At 56.0% G+C, this 20,800-nt stretch carries 20 protein-coding genes; 10 read left to right on the forward strand and 10 right to left on the reverse strand.

The features are described from left to right. Positions 1-53 precede the first annotated feature (53 nt). Positions 54-1,448: a DEAD/DEAH box helicase gene (locus tag CDI07_RS02615; RefSeq protein WP_088181526.1), complete on the forward strand. Its 1,395-nt coding sequence runs from the start codon at positions 54-56 to the stop codon at positions 1,446-1,448. Here CDI07_RS02615 and truA read toward each other — a convergent pair. The 4 genes from truA to tdh all read right to left on the reverse strand — a co-directional run bounded on the left by truA (position 1,395) and on the right by tdh (position 6,806). Beyond that, positions 1,395-2,198, reverse strand: coding sequence for a tRNA pseudouridine(38-40) synthase TruA (truA, locus tag CDI07_RS02620; protein WP_088180121.1), 804 nt, complete (start codon positions 2,196-2,198; stop codon positions 1,395-1,397). The genes CDI07_RS02615 and truA overlap by 54 nt on opposite strands. A 243-nt stretch (positions 2,199-2,441) precedes the next feature. Further along, complete coding sequence (gene pheT, locus CDI07_RS02625; RefSeq protein WP_088180122.1) at positions 2,442-4,166, reverse strand: phenylalanine--tRNA ligase subunit beta; 1,725 nt, start codon at positions 4,164-4,166, stop codon at positions 2,442-2,444. Positions 4,167-4,176: 10 nt separating this feature from the next. Continuing rightward, complete coding sequence (locus tag CDI07_RS02630; RefSeq protein WP_088180123.1) at positions 4,177-5,682, reverse strand: phenylalanine--tRNA ligase subunit alpha; 1,506 nt, start codon at positions 5,680-5,682, stop codon at positions 4,177-4,179. Between the two features lie 71 nt (positions 5,683-5,753). Next, a complete protein-coding gene (tdh, locus tag CDI07_RS02635) occupies positions 5,754-6,806 on the reverse strand; it encodes an L-threonine 3-dehydrogenase (protein ID WP_088180124.1) in 1,053 nt (350 codons plus the stop codon). Positions 6,807-6,959: 153 nt separating this feature from the next. Here tdh and CDI07_RS02640 point away from each other — a divergent pair, with 153 nt between their 5' ends. After that, positions 6,960-7,703, forward strand: coding sequence for a MinD/ParA family protein (locus CDI07_RS02640; protein ID WP_088181527.1), 744 nt, complete (start codon positions 6,960-6,962; stop codon positions 7,701-7,703). Between the two features lie 17 nt (positions 7,704-7,720). Next, a complete protein-coding gene (hmgA, locus tag CDI07_RS02645; RefSeq protein WP_088180125.1) occupies positions 7,721-8,947 on the forward strand; it encodes a hydroxymethylglutaryl-CoA reductase (NADPH) in 1,227 nt (408 codons plus the stop codon). Here the strand turns inward: hmgA and CDI07_RS02650 are convergent. Continuing rightward, positions 8,944-9,597 (reverse strand): hypothetical protein, encoded by a 654-nt coding sequence (locus CDI07_RS02650; protein ID WP_088180126.1) that lies wholly within the window; start codon positions 9,595-9,597, stop codon positions 8,944-8,946. The genes hmgA and CDI07_RS02650 overlap by 4 nt on opposite strands. Before the next feature lie 213 nt (positions 9,598-9,810). Here CDI07_RS02650 and CDI07_RS02655 point away from each other — a divergent pair, with 213 nt between their 5' ends. After that, positions 9,811-10,494 (forward strand): hypothetical protein, encoded by a 684-nt coding sequence (locus tag CDI07_RS02655; RefSeq protein ID WP_088180127.1) that lies wholly within the window; start codon positions 9,811-9,813, stop codon positions 10,492-10,494. Between the two features lie 16 nt (positions 10,495-10,510). Here the strand turns inward: CDI07_RS02655 and gatE are convergent, their stop codons facing one another. The 3 genes from gatE to CDI07_RS02670 form a co-directional block, all read right to left on the reverse strand. Then, entirely contained in the window at positions 10,511-12,394 is a 1,884-nt protein-coding gene (gene gatE, locus CDI07_RS02660; protein WP_394335163.1) for a Glu-tRNA(Gln) amidotransferase subunit GatE, read from the reverse strand. Between the two features lie 5 nt (positions 12,395-12,399). Next, the gene (gatD, locus tag CDI07_RS02665) at positions 12,400-13,719 is read right to left on the reverse strand and encodes a Glu-tRNA(Gln) amidotransferase subunit GatD (protein WP_088180128.1); all 1,320 of its coding nucleotides are present in this window, start codon (positions 13,717-13,719) and stop codon (positions 12,400-12,402) included. 105 nt (positions 13,720-13,824) lie between these two features. After that, positions 13,825-14,118 (reverse strand): transcriptional regulator, encoded by a 294-nt coding sequence (locus tag CDI07_RS02670; RefSeq protein WP_088180129.1) that lies wholly within the window; start codon positions 14,116-14,118, stop codon positions 13,825-13,827. A gap of 45 nt (positions 14,119-14,163) precedes the next feature. Here CDI07_RS02670 and CDI07_RS02675 point away from each other — a divergent pair, with 45 nt between their 5' ends. The 5 genes from CDI07_RS02675 to rsmA all read left to right on the forward strand — a co-directional run bounded on the left by CDI07_RS02675 (position 14,164) and on the right by rsmA (position 17,637). Beyond that, the gene (locus CDI07_RS02675; RefSeq protein WP_088180130.1) at positions 14,164-15,324 is read left to right on the forward strand and encodes a tRNA pseudouridine(54/55) synthase Pus10; all 1,161 of its coding nucleotides are present in this window, start codon (positions 14,164-14,166) and stop codon (positions 15,322-15,324) included. Between the two features lie 143 nt (positions 15,325-15,467). Beyond that, a complete protein-coding gene (locus CDI07_RS02680) occupies positions 15,468-15,764 on the forward strand; it encodes a 50S ribosomal protein L21e (protein ID WP_088180131.1) in 297 nt (98 codons plus the stop codon). Positions 15,765-15,766: 2 nt separating this feature from the next. Beyond that, positions 15,767-16,129: an RNA polymerase Rpb4 family protein gene (locus tag CDI07_RS02685; protein ID WP_088180132.1), complete on the forward strand. Its 363-nt coding sequence runs from the start codon at positions 15,767-15,769 to the stop codon at positions 16,127-16,129. A gap of 69 nt (positions 16,130-16,198) precedes the next feature. After that, positions 16,199-16,819, forward strand: coding sequence for a DUF655 domain-containing protein (locus tag CDI07_RS02690; protein ID WP_088180133.1), 621 nt, complete (start codon positions 16,199-16,201; stop codon positions 16,817-16,819). Further along, positions 16,816-17,637 carry a 16S rRNA (adenine(1518)-N(6)/adenine(1519)-N(6))-dimethyltransferase RsmA gene (gene rsmA, locus CDI07_RS02695; protein ID WP_088180134.1) on the forward strand — a complete coding sequence of 274 codons (822 nt, stop codon included), beginning with the start codon at positions 16,816-16,818 and terminating at the stop codon, positions 17,635-17,637. The genes CDI07_RS02690 and rsmA overlap by 4 nt, the downstream gene beginning before the upstream one ends. On the opposite strand, the gene CDI07_RS02700 is transcribed toward rsmA, so the two are convergent. Next, positions 17,638-18,180 carry a ferritin family protein gene (locus CDI07_RS02700; RefSeq protein WP_088180135.1) on the reverse strand — a complete coding sequence of 181 codons (543 nt, stop codon included), beginning with the start codon at positions 18,178-18,180 and terminating at the stop codon, positions 17,638-17,640. An 86-nt stretch (positions 18,181-18,266) separates the two neighbouring features. On the opposite strand from CDI07_RS02700, the gene CDI07_RS02705 reads away from it, so the two are divergent. After that, positions 18,267-20,012 (forward strand): radical SAM protein, encoded by a 1,746-nt coding sequence (locus CDI07_RS02705; protein WP_088180136.1) that lies wholly within the window; start codon positions 18,267-18,269, stop codon positions 20,010-20,012. Here the strand turns inward: CDI07_RS02705 and CDI07_RS02710 are convergent. Beyond that, positions 20,002-20,781 carry a hypothetical protein gene (locus tag CDI07_RS02710; RefSeq protein WP_088180137.1) on the reverse strand — a complete coding sequence of 260 codons (780 nt, stop codon included), beginning with the start codon at positions 20,779-20,781 and terminating at the stop codon, positions 20,002-20,004. The two genes, CDI07_RS02705 and CDI07_RS02710, sit on opposite strands and share 11 nt — an antisense overlap. Positions 20,782-20,800: the final 19 nt, after the last annotated feature.

Genomic DNA, 20,800 nt, shown 5'->3' on the forward strand with positions numbered 1-20,800 from the left:
TTCCAAAAGGTCTATAAAGCCTTTTTCCAAACCCCCGATGATTGGCCATGCCTATGGTAGTCCTTCGCATCCCTGACGGTTCGGCATTGGTGAAAATCGAGAAGGCTGACCCCCAGGTTTACTTCAAGATATACGAGCTGCTGAGCTACAAGAAGGACTTCGGGAAATGGGAGAAGCCGGAGAGCCTCTACGACCCCTACGAGAGAACGTTTCCCGTGGGTGTTCTTCCGAGGGTTAAGAAGTTCCTCAACTGCAAGGGTTACCGGGTGAGGATTAAGGACGAGAGGCAGGTCAGGGGGGTAAAGCTCAACTCCACCTGGAACGAGAACTACGTCATGCGCAGATACCAGGCGAGGGCGATAAAAAAGGCCCTCAAGGAGAAGATGGGTGTTCTTTCCCTCCCGGTTGGGAGCGGTAAAACCGTTGTCGGCCTCAGGATAATCCACGAGCTCGACCTGTCTGCGTTGATAGTCGTCCACACGAAGGAACTCCTCTACCAGTGGGCGGACAAGGTTAGGGAAGTTTTGGGCGTTGAGCCCGGCATAGTCGGGGACAACAAGTGGGAGGAGCGCGGCGTTACCGTTGCCATGATACAGACCCTCCTCTCGAGGGGCGCGGAGAAGCTCCAGAACGAGTACGCGATAGTGATGTTCGACGAGTGCCACAGAACCTCTGCCGCCGAGAAGTTCTACCAGCTCGGACTCAGCCTCCCCCAGGTTTACCGCTTCGGCCTCTCGGCGACCCCCTGGCGCCGCGTTCGCGGGGAGGAGATAAAGATCGAGGCCGTCGTTGGCCCGACCATATTCGAGGTCAAGGCCGAGGACCTGATAAAGGAGAGGTTCCTTGCAAAGCCTCGTTTCGAGATAATAACCTATGAATCGACCATGCCGTCGTTCAGCGAGCGCTACAAGGAGCTGTACGAGGACATGGTAATGAACAACGACGAGAGGAACAGGGCGATAGTCAAGAAGGCCGTTGAGCTCGCCAGGAAAGGGCACCGCATCCTCATTGACGTGAAGCGCATAGAGCACGGCAGGATTCTGAAGGAGATGCTTGAGGCGGAGGGGATAAAGGCCGAGTTCCTCAGCTCCCAGAGCCCAAACAGGTGGGAGATACTGGAGGCGTTTAAGGAGGGCGAGATCCCGGTCCTGGTTTCCACCCTCCTGAAGGAGGGCGTTGACATACCCGAGATTTCGGCGATAATCCTCGCCGGCGGCGGAAAGAGCGACATCATGACGATCCAAACGATAGGTCGCGCACTGAGGCCGAAGAAGGGAATGAAGGCCGTCATCGTTGATGTCCAGGACGACGACCCCCTGCTCTTCACCCACTTCATCGAGAGGCAGAAGGCGCTCAAGCAGTACTACGGCATGTACTACGACAGGGAGATGGCCTCAAAGCTCGATGAGAACGTCCCCAAGAAGGGCCGCTCTCGTAAGCGCTCGTGAGTAGCGCTCGAACAGGTCTCTCTTCGCCTTGTTGAGGCCCCGTTCATCCCCCTCGAACTCTATTCCCTCGTAGGATATGTGCCACAGTATCAGGCCCTCCGGTCTCGCGGGGGGTACCTTTTTCTCGTAGTCCCCCGCGAGCATCCTCTCAACTTCCTCGGGCTCCATCAGGCCCAGCCCGCAGAGGCGAATGGCGTTGACTATTCTCCTCGCCATCTCCCAGAGGAAGCTCTTGCCCTCAATCTCTATGACGTAGTAGCCGTGGCGCCGGCTCACCTCAAGGCGCGTCAGCTCTCTCACAGGGTCTTTTCCCGGCTCCAGTCTAGCGAAGGCGGAGAAATCGTGCGTTCCGATGAAGAGGGAGGCGCAGTTTCTCATGGCTTCCTCGTCGAACCCCTCATCAACCAGGTAGTACCTGTAGGTCTTTGACTTTGCCCAGAAACGCGGGTGGAAGCCGTCCGGCACCTCAGCAACGCCGAGAACCCAGGCATCGCGGAGGTGGTGGTTGAGAACCTCCCCCCTAACCAGGTCGGGTCTGTTCTCAACGTCAAAGGCCACGACGTTGAAGAACGCGGAGACGCCCCTGTCGGTTCTGGAGGCCCCTTTGAAGTTCGAGCTCTCGGCGTCCCCTATTACTCCGAGCTTTGAGAGAACCCTGATTAGCTCACCCTCGACGGTTCTAACGTCCGGCTGTCTCTGAAATCCGTAGAATGCCGTGCCGTCGTACGCTATCCTGAGGGCAATCCTCATGGTTGGTGAATCCGGCGGAGGGTATAAATGCCTTTTCCCGACGGAACGACGGGTTATTTTACAAATGCAAACCCTGATTTTGGACGGGATTCAATAAACTGCCGGAAAGGTTGATAAAGGGCGCCTTCCAGCTCTAATTGGAGGTGGGCTCATGGCTGAGATAGTTGACATGGAGATACTCACGAACGTCACGAACTTTGAAATAATGTGCACGCTGCTTCAGAAGGGCTTAAAAAAGGGGGATTAGAGGTAGGGTTCCCTGTAGAGCGGCCGCAGGAACAGCTCAAAGGCCGCCACTGGCATTTCTATTCCCCAGTTTTCTAGGACGGCCGGATGGATTTCCCCGATGATGCCGATTTCTTTCCCGTTCACGATGATTCTCCCCACCCTGCCCGGAATGAAGCTTGGATGCTCTATTTCTTCAAGCCCGTACTCGAAGCCGAGGTGACGCATGGCGCTTTCCAGTATCTCCTTGGCCTCGGTGAAGGTTACGCGCGGGTGGGCCAGGGCAACGGCCAGCTTGCTCTCGCTCACGGTCTTCGTTTCCCTGTCCTCGTCTATCAGCGTGACCTTTCCGACCTCGAAGATTCTCTGCGGGTACTCCTCGTGGGTGTTCTGGCTCAGGAAATCGAGCAGGCTCGGGGTGAGCCATCCCCTCAGCGCCGACCACTTGGGGCTTATCGGGTTCTCTATCTCGACGAGCTCAGCGGGTGGATGGTTGGAGTAGTCCCCGCACTCTTCCCGGTGCTCCCCGCAGGGGAGATTCATCCTCGTGTACTGGTTATCCCTGTTGGTGAGGTTGAAGGTCATGACCTCTTGCAGGCCGAAGCCAACCATAAGCTCCCTGACGGCGTCCTCGAACTCGACGAACTTGTCCCCCTTGCCCTGGACGGCAAGCTTCGGCTCCTCGGGCTCGATCTCGTTGTAGCCGTAGGCTATGAGAACATCCTCCAGAACGTCGCGGGCGTGCATTATGTCGTCGCGGAAGGCCGGGTAGAGCAGCCTTGCCTTCCCGTCAACCAACTCGACATCGTACATCATGCGCTCCAGAAGGTTTTTCACGTCCCCATCGCTTAACTCGAGTCCCGTCAGTTTCTTGATGTAGTCCAGTTCGACCTCGAAGGACTTCGGGGTTAGGTCCGGCGTCTCAACCTCGAAGTCCGGGTAGACTACCCTAACGCTCTTTATCCTCCCGCCGCGCTCGGCCAGTGCTGTAACCACCACGTTCAGGGCAAGGGTTATCTTCTTCAAATCCCAGCCGGTCACGTCAACGAAGACGTTCCTGGTCTCGGTGGTCACCCTGCCGGTTATCTCGGAGTTTATGATCGGGGGCATCGAGAGAACTTTGCCCTCGCTGTCCACGAGGAGCGGGTAGTGGGGCTTGTCCTTGATCAGGTGGCCGTACTCCTTCCCCTTCTCGTGCTTCTCGATGATTTCCTCCAGCGTAAGCTCCTCCTCGAAGCCGAGCGGGACGAATTTCTCGGTCTTCTCGGCGGCACGGTAGTATATCGGTGGCTTCACCTTGTCGAAGTCGAAGATTCCTATCGCTACCTCTCTCCTCCTCCTTCCGAAGGTCAGGGCGACCTTCTCCTGGAGGTTTATCATCTGCTTGAGTGCCTCTTCGTCGAGGCTCAGCCCCTCAACTATCGCGTAGACACCGTAGGGACGGATGTCCTTCAGCTTCCCGTCAACGTAAACGGTTACGCCGCTCTCCTCAACATCATATTTTGGAAGACCGCTCTCGAAGCCGAGCGCCCAGCGTATCTGCCTCGCTATACCTTCGGCGCTCCATAGGTCGGGCCTGTTCGTGTCCTTTGAGTCTGCCTTGAAGTAGATTTCACCGTTCTCCTCCCAGACGTCGTCCAGCTCGCACTTCGCGTAGAGGAAGAGGTCCTCCCACTCCTCCACGGTGAAGGTCTTTCCTACCAGCCTCTCGAGATCAGCCTTGGAAACGTCGAACTTTGGCATCCCCATCACCTCACCAGACGAGCCTCGCCTCCCTAAGCCAGCGTAGATCGTAGCTGAACAGGTAGCGTATGTCGTCTATTCCGAGCTTGAACATGGCCAGCCTGTCTATTCCTATTCCCCAAGCTATGACCGGAACGTCTATGCCCAGGGCTTTGGTCATCTCCTCGCGGAAGATTCCAGCTCCACCGAACTCGACCCAGCCGAGCTCCGGGTGGTAGGCGCTCATCTGGACGCTCGGCTCCGTGAACGGGTAGTAGTCGGGCAGGAACTTGACTTTCTTCGCTCCGGCTATCTCCACCGCGAAGCGCTTGAGTATTCCGAGGAGGTGCTTGAAGGTCAGGTCTTCGCCGACGACGAAGCCGTCAACCTGGTTGAACTCTATGAGGTGTGTCCTGTCGAGGACGTCCGGACGGAAGACGCGCTGGATTGTGAAGTACTTCCCCGGAATCTCGACGCCTTTAGCGAGCTGTCTGCCGCTGAGCGCCGTTCCGTGCGCCCTTGGCATCAGCAACATCGCTCTCTCCGGCGACCAGACGTAGCCCCAGCCCCTGGAGCCTGTGTCTCCTCCGTGCTCGTGGGAAGCCCTCACCCTTTCAACCAGCTCTTCCCCGGGCAGGTGGCCGCTCTTCGGGTATTTGAGCTGGTACGTGTCCGTCCAGTCCCTCGCCGGGTGGTTCTGGGGCTGGAAGAGGGCGTCGAAGTTCCAGAACTGAGTTTCTATAAGGCTGTCAACGGTCATCTCTATGAAGCCCATCTCGATTAGCCTTCTCCTCAGTTTGTCGAGGAAAGCCCTGTATGGCTGCTTCTTGCCGGGGTAGAATCTCCTTACCGGGGCCTGGATGTTGAAGCGCTTGAACTCGACTTCCCTCCACTTGCCGGACTTTATCAGCTCGGGGGTGAGGGTCGAGACCTCCTCTTTCAGCTCAAGGCCCTTCCTCACGAGCTCTTCTCCCTCGGGGGTTATCTCCACGAACCTCTCGGTTGCCGTGTCTTCCTCGGCTATCTTTCTCCTCTTAAGCTCCTTGGCCGGAACCAGTTTCTCAATTTCACCCAGGGGTACGACTTTCCTCTCGGCGAGGAGCTTGAGGGCTTTATCAATGGGTCTCTCCCCGGCTTCCATGCCCTTCTCGGTGATTTCAAGAACGAGCTTCCCGTCCTCCTTCCGCACGGATGCCCAGCCTTCCTTCCTCAGAAGGCCGACTATCGGTTTCAGCTCATCCTCGCTGAGAACGTCCCTCAGGTCGTCAAGGGTTATCTTTCCCCTCTCCCTCAGAACGGCCAGCGCCCTCCACTCGGGAAGGCCTATCTCCGCGTACTTTCTCCCGGTCTCGGTCAGCTTCGCTATCCTTTCGCTTCTCTCCTCGAGCCTCGCCAGTCCCCTGCTCTGGAGTCCAAGGACGGAGCGCATGACCGCGACCTGGTCGAGGCCGGTTTTCTCGACGAGCTCGTCGAATTTGACCCTTTTAACCTCGTTGAGCTTTATGAGCGTGAGTTTTTCCTGGTAGCTTAGCTTCATAGGGCCACCTCCTTGGGTTGAGTTTGAGAAGAGTTACTTAAGAATTGCGGTGGAAGAAAAGGGAAAATGGGTCAACCCTTGTGCGGGAAGAAGACCACCTTTCCGGTCTTGCCGGCGCGCATAAGCTCGAAGGCTTCCTCGAAATCATCGAAGCCCTTGTATTTGTGGGTGATAACAGGGTCGAGGTTGAGCTTGCCGCTCTGGATCAGGCTGGACACGGTGTACCAGGTCTCCCAGAGGTGCCTTCCGGTTATGCCGTGAACCTCGAGGGCCTTGAAGATTATCAGGTTGTTGAAGTCCAGCGTGACGTCGCGGGGGAACAGACCGAGCAGGGAAACCCTTCCACCGGGGGTGGTGGCCTTGAGACCCTGTTCGAGAGCCTTGGGGGCACCGCTGAACTCGAGGAACACCTCAACTCCTGCCCCGTCGGTCACGTCCATCACGAACTTAACCGGGTCCTCCTCGAAGGGATTGACCACGTAGTCCGCACCGACTTTCTTGGCCAGCTCACGCCTGAACTCGCTCGGTTCGCTCACGATGACCGGGTAAGCTCCCGAAGCCTTGGCAACCGCTATGCCGAGCAGCCCAAGGGGTCCGGCGCCGGTTATGAGAGTGCTCCTTCCGGCTATCGGCCCCGCTAAAACGGTGTCAACAGCGTTGCCGAGCGGCTCCTGGAGGGTGGCGTACTCGGGCTTCATGCCCTTCGGGTTCTTCCAGGCGTTCTGGGCCGGAACTATCGCGTATTCCGCGAAGACACCGTCCATATCGACGCCGAAGATCTTCGTGTTCTGGCAGACGTGGTAGCGGTTGTGCCTGCACGCATAGCACTTGCCGCAGACGATATGCGTTTCCGCACTTATGTAGTCGCCGACCTCGAGGGTGTCAACGCCGGGACCGACCTCGATGACCTCACCGGCCACCTCGTGGCCCATAATCTGGGGCGGCTTGATCCTGCTCTGGGCCCACTCGTTCCACTCGTAGATGTGGAGGTCGGTTCCGCATATGCTGGTGGCGAGAACCTTGATGAGAACCTCGCCCGGCCCGGGCTTTGGAACGTCGACCTCGACGAGCTCAGCACCGTAAGCGGGCTTGGTTTTTACAATCGCGGGCATCTTCTCGGCCATGGCAATCATCTCCTTAACCTTACAATGCCTATCTGAACGGGGGATGATATAAACCTTTTGCGGCCGACGATAGGAGGTGAGATGTTTTCCATGCCCATCGGAAACCTTATATCCTCTTTTGAGTATTTTCCACTTGATAAAGGGGGTTTAAAGATGGCGCTGATAGTCGTGACGGGGAGGGGCGGCGCTGGAAAGACCACGATGACCGCCAACCTTAGCACTTACCTGGCCATGCGGGAGTACCGTGTACTGGCTATTGATGGTGATCTTTACCTCCCCAACCTCGGCTTTCACTTCTCCCTCGACACCGTTAAGTATACCCTTCACTCCCTTCTGAGGAATCCGGACATTGACCCGGAATGGGCGATATACAAGCACCCCCAGACGGGGGTCCACGTTATGCCCGGTAGCACGCAGCTCCAGGACGTTCTTGGAATCTCGCCGAGGAGGCTGGTGGAGATACTTGAGAAGGTCAAATACAAGTTTGGGGTCGTATTCGTGGACTCCCCGACGGGTATTCCCTTTGACACCCTCCCGACCTTCGAGGTGGCCAACTACCAGCTGATAGTTGTTGAAATCGAGCGCTCACCCATCTACTCCTTCGAGACCATGGTGAAGAACGAGATTGAGAAGCTCAAGGTTTTGGGCGAGAGGTACAACCTCAACATCGGCGTCATCCTGAACAAGGTGAGGGAGTCCGCCGATGTCGTTGAGAAGATCGTTGAGGCGGTTGAGAGCGACCTCGACGTTCCGGTCATTGGATGGATTCCCTTCGACTACAACGTTCCGGAATCCATCAACGAGGGTATTCCAATCGTTAAGTACTTCCCCGAGAGTGACGCTGCCATAGCCCTGAGGGAAACGGGGGAGATACTTGAGGAGTGGATATTCGGCTGATTTCTGGAGGTGTTGGTATGAACGTGGAAGAGCTTGTGGATAAGGTAGCCAGCGGAGAGGTGAAGCTCCACCAGGTTGAGAGGTACACGAACGGCGACAAGAGGCTCGCCACCGAGGTGAGGCGCCGTGCCTTGGAGAAGAAGCTCAGCGTCAGCCTTGAGAACATAGGGCACTACTCGATAGACCCCGAGAGGGTCATCGGCAAGAACATCGAGAACATGATAGGCGTCGTCCAGATACCGATGGGCGTTGCCGGCCCGCTTAAAATCAACGGGGAATACGCCAAGGGCGAGTTTTACATCCCGCTTGCCACCACGGAGGGAGCTCTCGTTGCGAGCGTCAACCGTGGCTGTTCCGCCCTCACTGCCGCGGGGGGCGTTAAGACGACCATAATCGACGACAAGATGACCCGCGCGCCGCTCCTCAAGTGCCCGGACGCAAGGAGAGCGAGGGAAGTTGCCGAGTGGGTCAAGGCCAACATCGGCTACCTCCAGGAGAAGGCCGTCAGCAAGGTCACCAGACACGGCAAGCTCAGGGACGTTAAGCCCTACATCGTCGGCAACAACCTCTACCTGCGCTTCGAGTTCGAGACCGGCGATGCCATGGGCATGAACATGGTTACCATCTCGAGCGAGGAGATAATGAAGGTCATCGAGGAGCACTTCCCGGACGTGAGGTACCTCGCGCTTTCGGGCAACGTGTGCGTTGATAAGAAGCCGAACGCAATGAACTTCATCAACGGCCGCGGAAAGACCGTTATCGCCGAGGCCATAATCCCGCGCGAGATAGTTGAGAAGAAGCTGAAAACCACCCCTGAGCTTATAGCCGAGGTCAACTACCGGAAGAACCTCGTCGGTTCGGCCCAGGCCGGCTCCTACGGCTTCAACGCCCACTTTGGAAACATAGTCGGGGCCATCTTCCTCGCCACCGGACAGGACGAGGCTCAGATTACCGAGGGCTCACACGGCATAACCCTCGCGGAGGTTACGCCGGAGGGCGACCTCTACGTAAGCGTTACCATGCCGAGCCTTGAGATTGGAACTGTCGGCGGAGGAACGCGCGTCCCGACCCAGAGGGAAGCGCTGAGCATAATGGGCGTTGCCGGCGGAGGGGACCCGCCTGGAACCAATGCCAAGAAGTTCGCGGAGATAATAGCCGGTGCGGTTCTCGCCGGAGAGCTCTCCCTCCTGGCGGCAATAGCGGCAAAGCACCTGGCAAAGGCCCACGCCGAGCTGGGGCGTTAGCTCCTTTTCTTTTCCTCCAGCTTAACCTTGAGAACGAAGACCTTCGTTAATGCTTCTGCCTCTGAGACTACCTCAACGCCCTTGAAGTAAAGCAGCGAGAAGGGGTAGTCGAGTATCAGGAACAGAAGGACCGTCAGAATTAGCATGATGATGAGCTGGACCCAATAGCTCTCGAAGTCCATTACCGTGGACAGGAAGAAGCTCCCCAAGAAGCTGGTGAGGAAGTTCAGCGTGGAGCGGTGTTTATGCCTCGCCCCGCCGACCTTTCCTTCGTGTATGACCCTTAGGAGTGCGGCCAGTCCCTCCTTTTTCCGCACCCTAAAGGTCATGGTGAACTCCAGTCCGGGAATGCTTTTGAGGCTTATCGGGACGTCCGACTCGATCAGGTAGAACGCACGGCTCAGCTCATCCCTCAGCTCTAGTATCCCTAAAAATTTGCCCCTCCCGTAAAAAGGCTCTGCCATGGCCGTTATCATGTACGGGTCCGGATCGATCAGCCGCGAGTAGCGTATTCCCTCTGAGTCGAGAAGTCCCTCAGTCCTCTTTATACACTCGGATAGAATATCGCACCTAACCCTCATGTACTTGAGGGACTTCTTCGATCCCCTCCATCCATGGAGAATCGACCGGAATCTCCCCGCGGTGCCCATCGTACTGAATACTCTCCAGAGTTTAAAACTTTCACTCTGCTTCAACGGTCCCATGATGTTGAAGCCCGTATTTTAAGGGGTTCCCTCTGTAACCATTTTTAGGTTTTGAATTTCCAGTTGCTCACTTTTGTTGACATTTCTACTGATTTTCCGACATTGGGTCGAAGAAAGGTTAATTTAGGAGATTTTCCAATACACGTTGGGGAGTCTCCAATGATCCCGGTTGAAATAGAGGGACATAAGTGCAAATCGATGCTCGTAAGTTCGACTTCAAAGCTGTTTGAGCTACTGTTCGAGGACGCGGTTATCCAGTCCCCTACCTACAAGAGCTTTCTCCTCGATAGCGGTCTTTACATCGTGGATTCCCACGGAACAAAGCTTCTGCGAATGGAATGCCCGAAGGGAAAGGGGGCCCTGCTGGACGAGCTCTACTACCTGGATATCACCCCCGAAACCGTTATCGAGACTTATCTAACCGCCCTGTTCAATCTTCTTGAGCTGGTCAAAATCCGCGAAAAGCTGTTCCCGGAGTACTACGTGCTCGATAAGGTGGTTCAGCCCACGAAGATCGAGATCAAAGACCATCCCGCAGGATTTAGAAAAGGGACCTTCACGCTCATCGACGAGATAATCGCCAGAAACTACAGGCGGATTAGACTAGGAAGCCCGCGGAAGCTCGCCAGGATACGTTATGACCCGTTGGACGCTTTTGGGGCTCGGGTGCTTGCCAACACGATTCTGCTGTTTGATAAGAAGGATCTCCGGGAGCTGGCGTTTCTCCACTTCAAAGATCACAGGATAGCAAGAACGCTCTTCGCCCATTCGACGGACTCATACCTCAACAGTGCGTTTTTTGGTTATCTAAAATTCAAAGTCCGCAAGTTCTTGGGAGTTTAATGAAAAAAGAGGGGCCTCAGGAAGTGGCCTCCTGAATCTTCTTCCTCACGAGAGAGCTGACGAGCTTCCCGTCCGCCCTTCCGCGGAGCTTCGCCATGGCTCTTCCCATGACCATTCCCATCGCGCCCATTCCCTTGGCCTTGATGACCTCAATGTTCGCCTGAACGACCTCGTCTATTATCCTCTCGACCTCTTCTTCGCTGAGGAGCGTCAGGCCCTTCTCCTCCGCCACCTGGGCGGCGCTCTTCTTCGGGTTCTCCGCCAGCTCCTTGAATATCTCCTCGAAGGCCTCTTTGGCTATCTTCCCTCTCAGGTAGAGGTCGAAGGTTTCCCTGATGTGCTCATCGGTGACGTTCTCGATGGGAACTTCCTTCTTGAGCCCCTTGAGGACTACCACGAGTATCGAGGCCGCTAGGGACGGCTTGACGCCCTTGGCTATCAGCTCCTCGAAGAGCTCGTCGCGCTCGTCGTTAACGAGGGTCTCGGCAAGGCTTCTGTCTATCCTGTACTCCTTCACGTAGCGCTCAACGCGTTCCTGCGGCAGCTCCGGCAGATTTGCCAGTATCTCGTCCTTCATCTCGCTGGTTATCAGTATCGGCGGTATGTCTGTTTCCGGGTACATCCTGGCCTTGCCCGGGAGCGGGCGCATGTACTGGGTGTTTCCGTCCGGCAGGGCCCTTCTAGTCTCCTCTGGCACTCCCTCAATGGCCTCCCTCGCGCGCTGGAGAACCTCCCGGAGAGCGTTTTTCGCTGTCTCCTCCTCCGCGGCAACGAGAACGAAGGCATCTTCCTCTCCGAGGCCAAGCCTCTCAATGACGGCCTTGACCTCTTCCTCCCTAATTCCATAGTTCGGTAATTCATCGATGTGGAAGATGCCCTTCACGTACTTCTTGGCCCTGTCCGCCATCTCGGTGCCGAGCCTTCTTCCGGGCTGTATCTCCTTTCCTATAAGCCCGCGGAACTTGGGGAGCTTTATCGCTAGAACCTTTCCGCCCCTCTTTATCGTCCTCGCTATTATCTTCGAGCCGGTGTTCTCGAATATATCCGTAACGTCGTGGAACTCTTCCTTTATGTCCTCGGGGTTGACTCCCCTCCTTTTGAGCTCGTCCCTGATCTCGAGCAGGTTGAGCTGCCTCTCAATCTCGCGTTCGATGATGACCGGTATCATGTCCAGCTCCTGCACACCTTTTATCTCGACCCTCGCTCCCCCTCTGATGGAGACGTTGAGGTCCTGCCTGATGGTTCCGAGACCGCGCTTGACCTTTCTGGTCGCCCTCAGCGCGTCGCCTATGTACTTGGCCACGACCTTTGCCTGCTCTGGGTGGTGTATGTCCGGCGTCGTTGCTATCTCAACGAGCGGGATTCCCAGACGGTCGAGGCGGTAGATTACCTCCTTCTCCCTCCTCTCGACGATACGGCACGCGTCCTCCTCCAGACAGATCGTCGGAATGCCGACGCTTCCCCAGGGGGTGTCGACCCTTCCGTTCATGGCGATTATCGCGGTCCTCTGGAAGCCGGAGACGTTGGAGCCGTCTATGACTATCTTGCGCATGAAGTGAACCTCGTCAACCGGAGTGGCGTTGAGGAGGTAGCTTATCTGGAGGGAAACCTTGAGCGCCTCCTCGTCGGGCATGTGGGGCGGCTCTTCGTCTATGTAGACGAGGTCCGCCAGCAGGTGGTTGCCCTCGTAGATGTAGCTCTTACCCTTCTTGAACTCCTCCAGCGCAGCAGGGTCTATCTCGCCCAGCTCGCTTATCGTGGGCCTGAGCCTCCGCTGGAACGTGAACTCAACCTCGTCGCTGAGCTCACTCGGGACGGGTGAGAACAGCTTTTTGGTGTCCAGCTGCCTGTGGATTTCAAGACCGACCTTGAGACCGAGCTTTTCGTAATCGTACGCCATCGTTATCACCTCAGGAAAGTGTCAAACCTCGTGTAGGGCGTTATCTCGCCGGCGTAGTTGGTCAGCATCATCTCGCGCACTTCCTTCGGGTCGTCGGTGTGGCCGAGAACCCACATGAGCTTGACGTATGCCGTCTCCGGAAGCATGTCCTCGCACGGTATGACGCCGGCCTTTAGGAGTCTCCTTCCGGTTGAGTAGACGTTGAGGTTCACCCTGCCGTAGAGGCACTGGCTGGTCATGCAGACGGTGAGGCCTTCCTCCGTGGCGCGCTTTATCGAGTCGATGAGGTACGTTGGCACGTGTCCGAGGCCCGTTCCCTCGATGACGAGTCCCTTGTAGCCCTTATCAACGAAGAAGTCTATGACCTCCGGCTGGATTCCAGGGAACGCTTTGACGAGGGCTACGCGCTCCTCCATCTCGTCGTCCACCCAGACCTCGCTCTCGGTTCGCCTCCTGTAGTCGTCCCTGAGGAACTCGATTTTGCCCGCCGGCCATATCTTTGCGAGCGGAACGTCATTTATGCTCCTGAAGGCGTCCCTTCTGCTCGTGTGCATCTTCCTCGCCTTGGTTCCGCGGTGGGCCAGGCAGTAGGTGTCGCCGGTCTCGCCGTGCATGACGATGGCGACCTCTCCGAAGTCTGCAGTCGCCATCCGGACGGAGCAGATGAGGTTCATCGCCGCGTCGCTGCTCGGCCTGTCGGAGCTCCTCTGGGAGCCAACTAGAATCACAGGCTTGCCCAGATCCCGGAGCATGAAGCTGAGCGCCGATGCGGTGTAGGCCATCGTGTCCGTTCCGTGGGCGATGACCACACCGTCTTCACCGTTGTTCAGCATTCTGGCAACCTCGTGGGCTATCTTGACCCAGTACTCCGGGCGCATGTCCTCGCTCATTATGTTGAAGAGAAGCTTTGGAGTTATGTTCGCTATGTCGAATATCTCAGGAACGGCTTTGGCGAGCTCCTCAGCGGTGAAGGCCGCGTGGACGGCGCCAGTTTTGTAGTCAATCCTGCTCGCTATGGTTCCGCCGGTTCCTATTATGGCAACGCTGGGGAGTCCTGGCCTCTTGGGGAAGACCTCCTCGAACTGCAGCTCTTCCTTGGGAGCGGCCTTCTCGATGATTTCAACGGACACGATCTGGTCAACCAGTATACCGATGTTGTATCCGTTGTCGAGCTTCAGCGTGAGTGTCTCGCCGCTGGAGAGCTCGTAGGGGTTCATAACGATACCCTCATAGACACTCGTGTTTCCGTTCTCCTTTTCGATTATCCGGACGTAATCTCCGACTTCTAGATTCTTATCCTTCATAAACCTCTCAACTTTGCGCATAGCTCTCCCTCCGGGGGATAGTGCGCTCAATCCAATATAAACCTTCGGGCTGGACAAGTGACAAAAATCGGCCGGAATTCCCTATAAATTTTGTCGGAGTGACAACTACCTGGCCTCGATCTTAAACCTCGGCTCCTCTATCCACTCGGACTTGCACCGAGGACAGCGGGAGGGAACGTGGATTTCTGGCCGGAAGACAAAGCCGCACTTCCTGCACTCGGCGGGCTTTATGAGGAGCACTTTCCCCTCGCGCTTGAGGGTTTTCTGGATGGCCTTCAGATCCTCGATGATGACCTTCTTCGCCCCCCTGCCCCTCAGCTCAAGGGCCAGTGCGAGCTCTCCCGGCGAGTAGTCCCTCTCCTCCAAAAGCTTTATTATGCGCTGCCTACGAGTCATCATCGCGAGAAGCTCTGACTGGCGAGATATAAATCTTAGGGTGGGAGCATGATAATTGAGAACGCCGAAAGGGTGCTTGAGTCTCACAGGCTCTGTGACCATTGCCTGGGGAGGCTCTTCGCGAAGCTCGGTAGAGGGACAAACGAGGAGCGCGGAAGAGCGATAAGGTTCGTTCTCAACATGGAGCGCTCCAAGCGAGGCCTGCCGCCGATTGAAGAGTCCGAAACGTGCGAGCTGTGCGGCAACGTCTTTGAAAGAATTCCCGAGCTCATTGAGGGCATGAAAAGTGCCGCTTCCGGCATCGAGTTCGAGACTTTCCTTGTCGGTTCTCGCTTTCCGGAGGAAATACGCGAAAGGGAAGAGGCCATCTGGAAGGAATTTGGAATCGACACAGCTGAGCCGATAAACCGTGAGTTCAACCGCGAGCTTGGAAAGGCCTTTGGAAGGGCAACTGGAAAGGATACAGCCAAGAACCCAGACGTGGTTTTCATCGTCGAACCGTATTCCGGTAAAATTGAGGTCCAGATAAACCCCCTCTACGTCTACGGCCGTTATCGGAAGCTCGTACAGGGCATCCCGCAGACACCGCTGCCCGACTTCGAGGACAGCGTCGCCTCGATAATCTGTCGCACGTTTTCGAAAACATCCGCCGGAAAGTGCGTTTTTAAGGGAGCCGGAAGGGAAGACGTTGACGTTCGGATGCTCGGCAACGGGCGGCCGTTCATAGTTGAAGTCAAACGTCCCAAACGAAGAAGACTCGACCTCGACGCGATAGCGAGGGAGATAAACGCGAGCGGAAAGGTAGAGGTTCTGAACCTGCGCTTCGTTTCACCGAAGGAGGCCGAAGAAGTCCTCACGCGGAATCACCGGAAGGAATACCTCGCCCTCGTCCGTGTTGACGATGGGGTAACGCCGGAGGAGGCAGAGGATGTTGCCAGGAAGCTCAAGGGACTTGAGATTCACCAGAGAACCCCCTGGCGCGTGAGGAATGCGAGGGCTGACAGGGTCAGGGTCAAGAGGGTTCACGAGGCGGAGGCAAGGTGGCTCGATGAAAAGCACTTCGAGCTTCGCCTCGTTACCGATGGGGGCTTGTACATCAAGGAGCTTGTATCGGGGGACAAAGGCCGCACGAAGCCCTCGGTGAGCGACCTCCTTGGAAAGTCCGCCTGGTGTGAAAGGCTGGACGTGCTGAACATCCTCGATGACTGAAAACTTTATAAACGGTTCTCGCCGATTGGATAGCGAAGCCATAACAGGCTTAGTTGATATGCCGAAAAGGCTGGAAATTCCTGAAAACTGGATACGCCTTTGCGTCCGTTGCGCGATGGATAAAAATCCGTGAGGTGATAGGAATGGTCAAAAAGGCCCACAGCTTTAGGAGGAAGACCCGCGGGAAGCTCAGCAAGAGCCCCAGGAGGAGGGGGCTTCCGCCTCTCACCAGGTTCCTTCAGGAGTTTGAGACCGGGCAGAAGGTCCACATAGTTATCGAGCCGAGCTACCACAGGGGAATGCCCGACCCGAGGTTCCACGGAAGAACCGGAACCGTCGTTGGTAAGCGCGGCGACGCCTACGTCGTCCAGATTAAGGACGGTGGCAAGGTTAAGACCTTCTTCATCCACCCGGTTCACCTCAGGGCCCAGAAGGGATGAGCATGATCGGGAGAAAGAAGCTCGAGGAGCGGTACCTTACGATAGCCGAAACCAAGGAGCTCCTCGAGAGGCGCAAGGCAGAGGGGATGGAGGAGAACCCCGAGGAGCCAATGTTCTACGAGGCTAGGGTTAGCCTTGAGCATGCCGAGCGCTTCGCGAAGCTCAAGCCCGAGCAGGCGGTCGAGCTGAAGGGGAAGCTCATGGAGCTCTTCGATTGGATGGACGAGAGGCTCGCCGCGAAGCTCGTCGACCTGATGCCCGAGGACTACTTCGACATACGGGTGATCTTCAGCAAGGAGGACTACATGCCCGCCAAAGAGGAAGCCGAGGAGATAATAAAGCTCCTCGACGACTACAGGGAGTGACCTCTTCTTTTCCTTTTCCTAGACAAAGTATAAAAACTCCGGGAGGGTATAACTTCTGGGGGAGAGACAATGGATAGGTACCGGAGACATTCTTACAGGGAAAGCCTCGAAAAGAAGAGGCGGAACGTTGAGTATGAGGAGTACGCCTACGTGCTGGACTATCTGCCCGAAGGTTACACCGATTTGAGGACCGGTAGGAGAACCGGGAAGCCCGTTGCGCAGGTTATAGGTGAAAAGGCATTCACGCTCCTTGAGGTGGCCCCCAAGGAAGACCTCATGCTGTACGAGAGAGTTTTCATAGGTAAGGGACAGAGGGACAAGATTCTCATGATAAACAAGAAGATTCACTACGATGAGCTGACGGCCACGGCCAAGGCCGAGCTTCCCTATGTTGTTGAGGAGATAGTTAAGAACAACGAGGAGCGCTTCGTGCAGTTCTTCAACATGGCCCCGCCAATAACCAACAGGCTCCACAGCCTGGAACTGCTGCCTGGAATAGGGAAGAAGCACATGTGGGAGATACTGGACGAGCGCAAGAAGGAACCTTTCAAGAGCTTCGATGACCTCCGCCACCGCGTTAAGGGACTCCCCGATCCGGCAAAGATGATAGCCAAGCGCGTCGTCGATGAGCTTGAGGGCAAGGACAGGTACAGGCTCTTCGTCGGATCCAGGAGGATATTCCGCGTATGAGGGAGCGCCTCTTTTCTCTCATTTCCAAGTACAATCTGAAGGCAAATTCTGATCTTGGACAGAACTTTCTGGTAGTGCCGGATATAATCGAACGGAACGTCGAAAGGGCCGGACTGAATGAAAACGATACCGTTCTCGAAGTTGGTCCGGGCCTTGGGGTCCTCACCGATGCCTTGAGCAAGCGCGCCGGGAAGGTCTACGCCATCGAGAAGGACCATCGCCTCGTCGAGATACTCCGGAAGGAGTACGACTGGCCGAACGTCGAGATAATAGAGGGCGACGCACTGAGGGTTGAGTTTCCAGAGTTCAACAAGATAGTCTCCAACCTTCCATATCAGATTTCGTCCCCCATAACCTTCCGCTTTCTAAAGTATGAGTTCGAGAGGGCCGTTCTCATATACCAGCTGGAGTTCGCCCAGAGGATGGTGGCGGAGCCGGGGGATAGGAACTACTCCCGCCTCTCGTTGATGGTTCGGGCGAAGGCCTACGCTGAGCTCGTGGAGCGCATCGGTAGGGGCGCTTTCTGGCCGAGGCCGAAGGTGGACTCGGCAGTGGTGGTGCTAGAACCCAAGCCGAAAGACGAGCGGATAGAACTCAACGAAGACCTCGTGAGGGCACTCTTTCAGCACAGGAGGAGCACTGTTTTGGCCGCCTTGAAGAAATCCCACCATATGCTGGGTTTGAGCAAGGATGAATTCAAGAGGGCCAGAGATGTTCTCTCCGCGATGCCCCACGCTAAAAAGAGAGTCTTTCAGCTCACCCCAATGGAAGTTAAGACTATCGAGGAGTTCCTCGTTGAGGAAGGAATTCTGGGCTGATCACTCCTCCGGCTCGGTTCCAAACAGGGTAACGTACAGGTTCCTCAGTTTCTGGTAGTGGCCGTTCTCTATGTTGGCGAGCCATATCAGCGTTGCCTTGGAGTTCTCGTCCTCGGTTCTCTCGGCCAGGTACTGGTAAACATCGTGGGCCAGCTTCTCGGTTCCCATCAGGTACTCCAGAATGTCCTTGAGGTCGCCGTGGTAGACCATATCCCTCAGCCGCTCCTCGGAGAGCTCAACCTCCAGGGCGGGCAGGCTGACCTTCGGTGGGTTTTCATTTGGGAACATTTCCTTGAACATCTTCAGCAGGGCCTCCGCGTGCCCCAGGCTCTCCTTGTAGAGCTGGAGGAACAGCTTGGATACACGCTCGTCCCAGTTGACGTCCCTGCTGAGCTGGTGGAGTTTGTGGTACATCTCCGCCTCTTTCACTTCCTGGTCCATCCAGTAGGCCAGCAGCTCCTTGTGGTTCAGTTTGGAGATGGCCGCCAGTATCTCCCTAAATTTGGCCTTCTCTTCTTCGGTCTTGTATCGAGATTCGCTCATAACCCTCCCCCGGTATGTTATGGATTTCCTGTGTTTATACTTTTCGCCGGCGATTGATTTTTAAAAGGCCCCACTAACTCCAGACCATGATAATCGCCATCATTGACGGCTATACCGATGAACCCGCGGGACTCGGCGTTCCCCCTTACATGGGGATATATCCCCGCTACGCCTACGGGGCCATAAAAAAAGCTCACAAAGACGCCGCGGTTTTTTACCTGACAATAGACGACCTTCGGGCCACTTTCGAGGGTGAGAAAGGGATAGCCACCAAAAACAAGACTCCAAACTTTCCAAAAGCGCGGGAAATCCTTCAAAAGGCCGACCTCCTCGTCTACATCGGCGGTCTGCACACACCCGGCAAGTACCTCTCGGCCGTGCCCTCCCAGGTTGAGGAGGTGGCCAAGTTTCTGAAGCCCCTCCAGGGAGTTAAAATCCTCGGCGGGCCGGCTTTCATGGGGTCGGCCCATGCGGGGGGCACGAGAATAAGCTCCCGTGAACTGATGATGGCCGAGACGATTTTTGACCACATAGTTTACGGCGATCTGGAGGCGTTCCTCCACGATTTCCTGAGGAATCCCCGTGATGCTGACCCCTTCCGCTTCAGGAGGTACGACGAACTCAGGGATTACGCGATTCTGGGGGCTGAGGTAGTCAGACAGTTCCCGGATTATCCGGATTTCGTTATAGTGGAGATTGAGACCCAGCGAGGCTGTCCAAAGGCAATGGGGATTGGGGGCTGTTCCTTCTGCACCGAGCCCGTACGTTATAGGGTGGTGGAGAACCGGCCGATAAAGGATATCGTTGAGGAAGTGGAGGCACTCTATCGGCTCGGCGTCAGACACTTTCGCGTTGGGAGACAGAGCTGCATCTTCTCATACATGGCAAGGCCGGACGGCCGCGTTCCAGTTCCCAATCCAGAGGCCATCGAGAAACTCTTCGCCGGAATCCGTTCTGTTGCCCCTAATCTGAGGACTCTCCACGTTGACAACGCCAATCCCGCCGTGATAGCCAACTATCCCGATGAGAGCACCAGGATCGCAAAGGCTCTCATAAAATACGGAACGTCCGGAAACGTCGTTGCTTTCGGCCTCGAAAGTGCCGATCCGAAGGTTGCCAAGCTGAACAACCTGAATGCCACCGCCGAAGAAACCTATGAAGCCGTTAGGCTCCTCAACGAGGTTGGAGGGAAGAGAGGCCCAAACGGCATGCCGTGGCTTCTCCCTGGAATCAACATCATCTTTGGCCTGCCTGGGGAGACCAAGAAGAGCTACGAGCTGACGTTTCAGTTTCTTAAGCGCCTTCTGGATGACGGGCTGATGGTTCGCAGGATAAACATCCGTCAGGTTGTCGTGTTTCCCGGAACCCCTCTGTGGCACATGAGGGACAGGGTCAAGATCGAGAAGCACAAGAAGCTCATCCAGCACTACAAGTACAAGATACGGCACGAGATTGACCTTCCAATGCTGAAACGCCTCGTTCCAGTGGGGACTGTTCTCAGGGACGTTCGGACCGAGGTCTTCGAGAACGGTCTCACCTACGGAAGGCAGATAGGGAGCTATCCGCTCATCGTGGGTATCCCCAAGCAAATAGAGCTTAACAGGTTCTACAACGTCCTCATCGTTGGACACGGCTTCAGGAGTATCACCGGCGTTCCGGTTCCCATAAACGTGAACACCGAGACGCCTAAGGTCCTTCAGTACCTGCCGGGCATCGGGAAGAAGAACGTCGTGAGGATCCTTTCAAAGCGGCCCTTCAGGGACGAGAACGAGTTCTTCCTCACGGTGGGGGAAGATAAAAGGGAAATGCTGGACGGACTGATCACCGTGTAGCCGTGCTGTTCTCCGGCCAGGAGAACCCTATGATATTCTCTATCAGCACAACCTCTGCCCTCAGCGTTTCGTCGGTGGTCCCCTCTATCACCAGCGTGCCCTTCCGGGGGGCGAATATCCTGTTCTCCGTTGCACCCTCCGCCGGTCCGATGAGTATCACTGCCAGATGATTCTCGTTTCCAAGTTTGCCGCGGCCTATGTCCACCTTTGTCCAGAAGTTGAGGTAGACCTTTCTGTATCTGAGCCACGTCTGGTTGAAGGCGTATTGCTTGGCCGTGGCGTTATCGTAGCCCATCTGTAGACCTCTTATGTAGTAGTTGGTCGTGAATATGTTGGAGACAACCCCCGATATCTCAGAGACGGCCAGCGTCCGATACTTACAGTCTCCAATGTACAGCTGGGGCGCGTCTTTGCAGTTGGTGACAGAGGGGTCGCCCATCACTATGGTGAAGTATTCGTAGAAGCTCCTGACCGTCAGGTTGAGGTCAACCTCGGGGCTTCCCGTTATGTAGCTGTCTACCGTGACGTTGAAGAGCTTTGAGCCAGCGGGGGGTCTTGTGCCTTCCTCGATTAGCTTCTGGTACTGTTCTGCTGTAAGGGCGTAGAACTGTCCCGAGGGCGTGTAAATCATGACATACTGCGTGGATGCCTTTGGGGCTCCGGGATTTATCACCGCACTGAAGGCATGGTACGAGTAGAGTACGTAGCTGATTGGAGCAACGATCACCAAGAGAACTACAAGAACCACTGCGAGTCTCTTTTGATCCAATGCCAAAACCCCCAGAAAA

It is taken from the genome of Thermococcus sp. 5-4 (assembly GCF_002197185.1).
In the GTDB taxonomy this organism is placed as follows: Archaea; Methanobacteriota_B; Thermococci; order Thermococcales; family Thermococcaceae; genus Thermococcus; species Thermococcus radiotolerans.

Coding starts and splice junctions, on each gene's coding strand:
- gatD (WP_088180128.1), bottom strand. CDS start 13,719: ATGCGCAAAGTTGAGAGGTTTATGAAGGATAAGAATCTAGAAGTCGGA.
- truA (WP_088180121.1), bottom strand. CDS start 2,198: ATGAGGATTGCCCTCAGGATAGCGTACGACGGCACGGCATTCTACGGA.
- tdh (WP_088180124.1), bottom strand. CDS start 6,806: ATGGCCGAGAAGATGCCCGCGATTGTAAAAACCAAGCCCGCTTACGGT.
- CDI07_RS02670 (WP_088180129.1), bottom strand. CDS start 14,118: ATGATGACTCGTAGGCAGCGCATAATAAAGCTTTTGGAGGAGAGGGAC.
- hmgA (WP_088180125.1), top strand. CDS start 7,721: ATGAACGTGGAAGAGCTTGTGGATAAGGTAGCCAGCGGAGAGGTGAAG.
- CDI07_RS02640 (WP_088181527.1), top strand. CDS start 6,960: ATGGCGCTGATAGTCGTGACGGGGAGGGGCGGCGCTGGAAAGACCACG.
- CDI07_RS02705 (WP_088180136.1), top strand. CDS start 18,267: ATGATAATCGCCATCATTGACGGCTATACCGATGAACCCGCGGGACTC.
- CDI07_RS02690 (WP_088180133.1), top strand. CDS start 16,199: ATGGATAGGTACCGGAGACATTCTTACAGGGAAAGCCTCGAAAAGAAG.
- CDI07_RS02680 (WP_088180131.1), top strand. CDS start 15,468: ATGGTCAAAAAGGCCCACAGCTTTAGGAGGAAGACCCGCGGGAAGCTC.
- CDI07_RS02675 (WP_088180130.1), top strand. CDS start 14,164: ATGATAATTGAGAACGCCGAAAGGGTGCTTGAGTCTCACAGGCTCTGT.
- pheT (WP_088180122.1), bottom strand. CDS start 4,166: ATGCCAAAGTTCGACGTTTCCAAGGCTGATCTCGAGAGGCTGGTAGGA.
- CDI07_RS02650 (WP_088180126.1), bottom strand. CDS start 9,597: ATGGGCACCGCGGGGAGATTCCGGTCGATTCTCCATGGATGGAGGGGA.
- CDI07_RS02615 (WP_088181526.1), top strand. CDS start 54: ATGGTAGTCCTTCGCATCCCTGACGGTTCGGCATTGGTGAAAATCGAG.
- rsmA (WP_088180134.1), top strand. CDS start 16,816: ATGAGGGAGCGCCTCTTTTCTCTCATTTCCAAGTACAATCTGAAGGCA.
- CDI07_RS02655 (WP_088180127.1), top strand. CDS start 9,811: ATGATCCCGGTTGAAATAGAGGGACATAAGTGCAAATCGATGCTCGTA.
- CDI07_RS02700 (WP_088180135.1), bottom strand. CDS start 18,180: ATGAGCGAATCTCGATACAAGACCGAAGAAGAGAAGGCCAAATTTAGG.
- CDI07_RS02685 (WP_088180132.1), top strand. CDS start 15,767: ATGATCGGGAGAAAGAAGCTCGAGGAGCGGTACCTTACGATAGCCGAA.
- gatE (WP_394335163.1), bottom strand. CDS start 12,394: ATGGCGTACGATTACGAAAAGCTCGGTCTCAAGGTCGGTCTTGAAATC.
- CDI07_RS02630 (WP_088180123.1), bottom strand. CDS start 5,682: ATGAAGCTAAGCTACCAGGAAAAACTCACGCTCATAAAGCTCAACGAG.